The sequence below is a fragment of the Streptomyces sp. NPDC007162 genome (genome assembly GCF_040634175.1).
Taxonomy (GTDB): domain Bacteria; phylum Actinomycetota; class Actinomycetes; order Streptomycetales; family Streptomycetaceae; genus Streptomyces.
Window position 1 is genome coordinate 1 of sequence record NZ_JBEYFC010000645.1, and the last position, 4,324, is coordinate 4,324.

The following is a 4,324-nucleotide window of genomic DNA, read 5'->3' on the forward strand; positions in this document are numbered from 1 at the left end:
AGCTGCCGAGCAGTCGCGGCGCGGGCGCGGCGGCGGGCAGGGCGGCGGCGTTACGGGCCTCAGCGCGGTGGAGGGCGGGGCTGTCCGGATTGGTGAGCACCCGTCAGGAGCTCGGCGGCCCGCCCTCGTACGCCGCCCGCAGCACCCCCAGTGCGTCCTCGGCCGTCACCGGCCGCGGATTGGCGTACGCCTGACCCGCCACCTGCTCGGCGGCCACCGGCAAGTCGGCCTCCTTCAGGCCGAGTTCGGCGAGGGAACGCGGTGCTCCGAGGCGCGCCCCCAGGTTCCGCACGGCGCCGGGCGCGTCGTCCGTGCCGAGCGCCCTGCCCACGGCGGCGACCGCCTGCGGCGCCGCCGGGGCGTTGAAGGCGAGGGCGTACGGCAGGACCACCGTGTGCGTCTCGGCGTGCGGGAGGCCGAAGGTGCCCCCGAGGACATGGCAGAGCTTGTGGTGCAGACCCATGGTGGTGGCACCGAGACAGGCCCCGCACAGCCAGGCGCCGTACAGGGCCCGGGAGCGGGCCGGCAGGAAGTCCGGGGCGGCGGCGATCGCGGGCAGCGCGCCCGCCATCGCCCCTACCGCCTCCTCGGCCATCAGCGCGACCAGCGGCGAGCCGTCCGGGGCGTACAGCGCCTCGACCGCGTGGGCGAGGGCGTTGATCCCGCTGGTCACCGAGAGCGGGACGGGCAGGGAGAGGGTGAGCTCGGGGTCGTACACGACGCTGCGCGGCAGGACGACGGGGTCGCGGCCGGTGCGTTTGGCACCGTGCTCGGTCAGGCCCCAGACAGGGGTCATCTCGGAGCCCGCGTAGGTCGAGGGCACGGCGATCAGCGGGAGGCCGGTGCGCAGGGCGATGGCCTTGCCGAGACCGATGGCCGAGCCGCCGCCGACGGCCACGCAGCCGTCGGCGCCCGCGGCCCGGGCCACCTCGACGCCCCGGTCGGCGACCGCGACCGGGACGTGCATCCGGGCCCCCGTGTGCAGCCCCGCGCAGGCCGGGCCGAGCGAGTCGGCGACCGCCCGCGCGGTGTCCGCGCCCCGCTCGCCGCTGAGCACCAGCAGCCGCCGCAGCCCCAGCCTCCGGGCCTCCTCGGCGGTCGCGGTGAGCGCGGCACCGGCCCGGAAGACCACCCGTGCGGCCCACGTCTCGTGCACGAAGCCGGGAGTGCCGAGGTCCGCAGTACCGAGGTCCGGAGCGCCGACACCGAAATTCCCCGCGCCCGGCTCTCCGCCGCCGCGGTTCACGAGGGGTCCAGTACGAGGTCGAAGCGGGCGTGCCGGAAGGGGTTGGCCACGTCGAACTCCGCGGCCAGGACCGGGTCGTCGGTCGGCGTGAACTCCTTGACCAGGCTGTCCTTCACCGCGAACACCGCGTCCGAGTCGAGGTACTCGCCGCCGGCGACGAAGATGTGCGTGGTGACCGGTTCGTGTCCGTCGGCGGAGACGATGAAGTGGATGTGGGCGGGCCGGTAGGGGTGCCGCCCGGTGGCCTTCAGCAGGTCGCCCACCGGGCCGTCGGTGGGGATCGGGTAGGCGCTGGGCACACAGGTACGGAACCAGAAGCGGCCCTCGGCGTCCGCGGTGAACAGCCCCCGCCCGTTGCCGGCCGGCTGGACGCCGGGCTGCTGCACGTCGTAGAAGCCGTGCGGGTCGGCCTGCCACACGTCCAGGACCGCGCCCGGCACCGGGGTGCCGTCGGCGGCGCGGACGACACCGCTGACCACACAGGGTTCGCCGGTGCCGACGAGGTCGATGTCGGCACCGAGCTCCCGCACCGGGGACTCGGTCATGTGGAAGGGGCCGAGGACGGTCGACTCGGTGCGCCCGGGGTCACTGTGCCCGTTGATCTTCTCGACCAGCATGGACAGGCCCAGCACGTCGGAGAGCAGGATGAACTCCTGCCGGGTGTCCGTGCAGGTCTGCCCGGTCGCGGTGAGGAACGCGATCGCCGTCTCCCACTCTCCGCGGGTCAGCCGGGTCTCGCTCGCGAAGGCGTGCAGATGGCGGATCAGCACGGTGAGCAGTTCGCGGAGCCGGGGGCCGCCGGTGCCCCGCAGACTCTCGACGGCCTCGGCGGTGACCGCGTCTTCGGTTGTCATACCGGCTCCTTGCCCGGAGGAACAGTGACCTCGAGTGATCGTAAACCCGTTCACCGTTCAATGAACGAGATCCGGTCGCGGGTCTACTTGATGAACGCGTTGGCGACCACCACGACCACCCCCAGCAACGCGTCGACCGCCCCGATGAGCACGGCCGCGAACCAACTCCGCCGTGACCAGCGGGCGGTGACGAGCCCGAGGCCGAACAGGATCACGATGTTCAGGATGAACGCCGGGTACTCGATGCCCTTGGCCGGCCACCAGCCCCAGCCGGCGCCCGCGAGCAGGAACACCGTGGGGAGGACGGCGGTGACCAGGGGCCATTCCTCGGCGAGGCTGTGCAGCACGTCCCAGCGCCGCTGCGGAGCCCGCTCGGCGATGTAGTGGGCGTAGCCGTGGGCCAGCGCGGACGCGCAGGCGGTGACCAGCAGCCACACGGCGTCGTAGCGGCGGCTGGCGGCGGAGGTGTGACCGTACTGGGTGAGCGCGGCGACCATCGAGCAGGCCAGCACGGCGCCGTAGACCCCGCCGAACAGGACCGCCTCACGGGTGTCGTGCGAGCGCGGCCGGACCGCGGCCGGCGTCGGGTCAGCCATGCCCTCCACGATCACCCGGGCCGCCCGCCCCCGCCAGTTCGGACGGAAGGCCCCCGCCGGTCCCGGCGGCCCGACGAAGTGTCCTCCCACCGGGCCCGGTGTCCCACACCCTGTCCACGGTCCGGCGCCCGGCCGGCTCGCTAGGGTCGGCGTATGACGACGCCCAGCTTCGCCCTGCACATCCCCGACGCCGCACTCGAACCCGACCCGCTCGACCCGGCGCAGATCGTCTCCGGCACCCCGGAGGTGACCGGGAAGGTGGTCTGGGAGTCGGCCGACGGCAAGCAGGTCCGCGGCATCTGGCAGATCACCCCGGGGGTGGTCACCGACACCGAGGCCGACGAACTGTTCGTGGTGGTCAGCGGCTCGGCGACCATCGAGGTCGAAGGCGGGGACACGTTGCGGGTGGGCCCCGGTGACATGGCCGTGCTGCGCGCGGGCGACCGGACGACGTGGACGGTGCACGAGACGCTGCGCAAGGCGTACGCGATCAGCCTGTGAGGGCAACCTGTGAGGGTGCTCAGCGGGTCGGGGCCGTCGGCAGGTTGTACGGCGTGACCACCTGGATCGCCGACGGCAGTGTCGGGCCGGCCGGGGGCAGCGCGCCCTGGGCGCGCATCACCAGGTGGCAGGCCTCGCGCATGTCGTGGCGCAGGTCGTGGTGGAGGACGGCGGACAGCCGGTGCTCGCGCAGCAGGCGGGTGTTGTCGTGGTCGAGGTCGTGGGCGACGAACACCGTGCACTCGCGCCCCAGTTCGGCGAAGGCGCGCAGGGTGGCGATGTTGCCGCCGCCGATCGAGTAGACGGCGCGGATCTCCGGGTCGCGTTCCAGGGCGGCGCGGACCAGGTCGTACTGGGTCGCGTCCAGGCCCTGTCCCTCGGCGATCTCCACCAGGGCGCGCTCGGGGTGGGTGGCCCGCATGACGCTGCGGAAGCCCATCTCGCGCTCCTCCTCGTTGCGGAAGAAGCCGCTGCTGAGGCTGGTGAGGACGTTGCCCGGCCGGTCGCCGAGCCACTGGCCCATCAGATAGGCGGCGGTGGCTCCCGCGGCGCGGTTGTCGCTGCCGACGTACGCGAGCCGGCCGCTCGCGGGCAGGTCGGTGACCAGGGTGACGACCGGGATCTGTGCCGACCGCAGCCGCCCGACGGCGGCGGTGACCTCGGGGACGTCCGGCGCCTTGAGGATCACTCCCTGTGAGCCCCGCCTGGCGATCCGGTCCAGCGTCTGCACCAGTTCCCCGACCGGACCGGTCTCCCGGAAGTGGAACCGGGAGCGCACCACCGCCGGGTGCATCGACGGCAGTTCCGCCTCCAGCGCGGCCCGCACGGCGGTGGTGAACCGTTCGGGCGCGTGCATCACGATGTCGACCATGAAGGTACGGCCGACCAGCCGGACCTGGGTGCGCTGCCGGTCCAGATCGGCGATCGCCTGCCGTACCTCGCGTTCGGTGCTCTCCCGCACCCCGCCCCTGCCGTTCAGCACCCGGTCCACGGTGGCCTCGCTGAGCCCGGCCTGACGTGCGATCTCACGGATCGGGAAGGGGTGACCCACGGCCTGACTCCTTGAAGGGTTTTTGATGGCCCGCTGCTGATTGTTCGAGGGGTTTGTACTGGACCGTCTCGCCGAC

General features: G+C 73.1%; 5 protein-coding genes. 1 reads left to right on the plus strand and 4 read right to left on the minus strand.

The features are described 5' to 3' along the window. Positions 1-103: 103 nt before the first annotated feature. The 3 genes from ABZ646_RS41170 to ABZ646_RS41180 form a co-directional block, all read right to left on the minus strand. Positions 104-1,156 (minus strand): maleylacetate reductase, encoded by a 1,053-nt coding sequence (locus tag ABZ646_RS41170; RefSeq protein WP_360531277.1) that lies wholly within the window; start codon positions 1,154-1,156, stop codon positions 104-106. Positions 1,157-1,242: 86 nt separating this feature from the next. After that, positions 1,243-2,100 carry a dioxygenase gene (locus tag ABZ646_RS41175; RefSeq protein ID WP_360531265.1) on the minus strand — a complete coding sequence of 286 codons (858 nt, stop codon included), beginning with the start codon at positions 2,098-2,100 and terminating at the stop codon, positions 1,243-1,245. A gap of 83 nt (positions 2,101-2,183) precedes the next feature. Beyond that, the gene (locus ABZ646_RS41180; protein ID WP_360531268.1) at positions 2,184-2,696 is read right to left on the minus strand and encodes a hypothetical protein; all 513 of its coding nucleotides are present in this window, start codon (positions 2,694-2,696) and stop codon (positions 2,184-2,186) included. Between the two features lie 153 nt (positions 2,697-2,849). Here ABZ646_RS41180 and ABZ646_RS41185 point away from each other — a divergent pair, with 153 nt between their 5' ends. After that, a complete protein-coding gene (locus ABZ646_RS41185) occupies positions 2,850-3,197 on the plus strand; it encodes a cupin domain-containing protein (RefSeq protein ID WP_360531271.1) in 348 nt (115 codons plus the stop codon). A gap of 19 nt (positions 3,198-3,216) precedes the next feature. On the opposite strand, the gene ABZ646_RS41190 is transcribed toward ABZ646_RS41185, so the two are convergent. Continuing rightward, positions 3,217-4,248, minus strand: a complete 1,032-nt coding sequence (locus tag ABZ646_RS41190; RefSeq protein ID WP_360531274.1) for a LacI family DNA-binding transcriptional regulator — start codon at positions 4,246-4,248, stop codon at positions 3,217-3,219. Positions 4,249-4,324 lie beyond the last annotated feature (76 nt).

Bases quoted from the DNA above. Each gene is read 5' to 3' on its own strand.
- ABZ646_RS41175 (WP_360531265.1), bottom strand. From the start codon at position 2,100: ATGACAACCGAAGACGCGGTCACCGCCGAGGCCGTCGAGAGTCTGCGG.
- ABZ646_RS41180 (WP_360531268.1), bottom strand. From the start codon at position 2,696: ATGGCTGACCCGACGCCGGCCGCGGTCCGGCCGCGCTCGCACGACACC.
- ABZ646_RS41185 (WP_360531271.1), top strand. From the start codon at position 2,850: ATGACGACGCCCAGCTTCGCCCTGCACATCCCCGACGCCGCACTCGAA.